The sequence below is a fragment of the Streptomyces sp. 3-6 genome, from assembly GCF_056323165.1.
In genome coordinates this window covers 1-1219 of record NZ_JBWHZP010000049.1, presented here as the reverse complement: position 1 = coordinate 1219, position 1219 = coordinate 1, and the positions used below count along the sequence as shown (strand labels likewise).

Here is a 1219-nt window from a genome sequence, read left to right as displayed (position 1 = left end):
GGGGTTGTTCGTGGTTTCAGAACCAACACAGTGGACGCGAGCAACTGAGGACAAGCCCTCGGCCTATTAGTACCGGTCAACTCCACACGTTACCGTGCTTCCATATCCGGCCTATCAACCCAGTCGTCTACTGGGAGCCTTACCCCATCAAGTGGGTGGGAGCCCTCATCTCGAAGCAGGCTTCCCGCTTAGATGCTTTCAGCGGTTATCCCTCCCGAACGTAGCCAACCAGCCATGCCCTTGGCAGAACAACTGGCACACCAGAGGTTCGTCCGTCCCGGTCCTCTCGTACTAGGGACAGCCCTTCTCAAGACTCCTACGCGCACAGCGGATAGGGACCGAACTGTCTCACGACGTTCTAAACCCAGCTCGCGTACCGCTTTAATGGGCGAACAGCCCAACCCTTGGGACCGACTCCAGCCCCAGGATGCGACGAGCCGACATCGAGGTGCCAAACCATCCCGTCGATATGGACTCTTGGGGAAGATCAGCCTGTTATCCCCGGGGTACCTTTTATCCGTTGAGCGACGGCGCTTCCACAAGCCACCGCCGGATCACTAGTCCCGACTTTCGTCCCTGCTCGACCCGTCGGTCTCACAGTCAAGCTCCCTTGTGCACTTACACTCAACACCTGATTACCAACCAGGCTGAGGGAACCTTTGGGCGCCTCCGTTACCCTTTAGGAGGCAACCGCCCCAGTTAAACTACCCATCAGACACTGTCCCTGATCCGGATCACGGACCCAGGTTAGACATCCAGCACGACCAGACTGGTATTTCAACGACGACTCCCCCTGAACTGGCGTCCAGAGTTCACAGTCTCCCAGCTATCCTACACAAGCCGAACCGAACACCAATATCAAACTGTAGTAAAGGTCCCGGGGTCTTTCCGTCCTGCTGCGCGAAACGAGCATCTTTACTCGTAGTGCAATTTCACCGGGCCTATGGTTGAGACAGTCAAGAAGTCGTTACGCCATTCGTGCAGGTCGGAACTTACCCGACAAGGAATTTCGCTACCTTAGGATGGTTATAGTTACCACCGCCGTTTACTGGCGCTTAAGTTCTCAGCTTCGCCTGGACGAATCCAAGCTAACCGGTCCCCTTAACGTTCCAGCACCGGGCAGGCGTCAGTCCGTATACATCGCCTTACGGCTTCGCACGGACCTGTGTTTTTAGTAAACAGTCGCTTCTCGCTGGTCTCTGCGGCCACCCCCAGCTCA

The 1219-nt window shown here is 56.3% G+C and carries 1 rRNA gene; it reads right to left on the bottom strand.

The features are described 5' to 3' along the window. Window positions 1-46: 46 nt before the first annotated feature. A 23S ribosomal RNA gene (locus tag AC02VZ_RS26010) occupies window positions 47-1219 on the bottom strand; the annotation flags it as partial.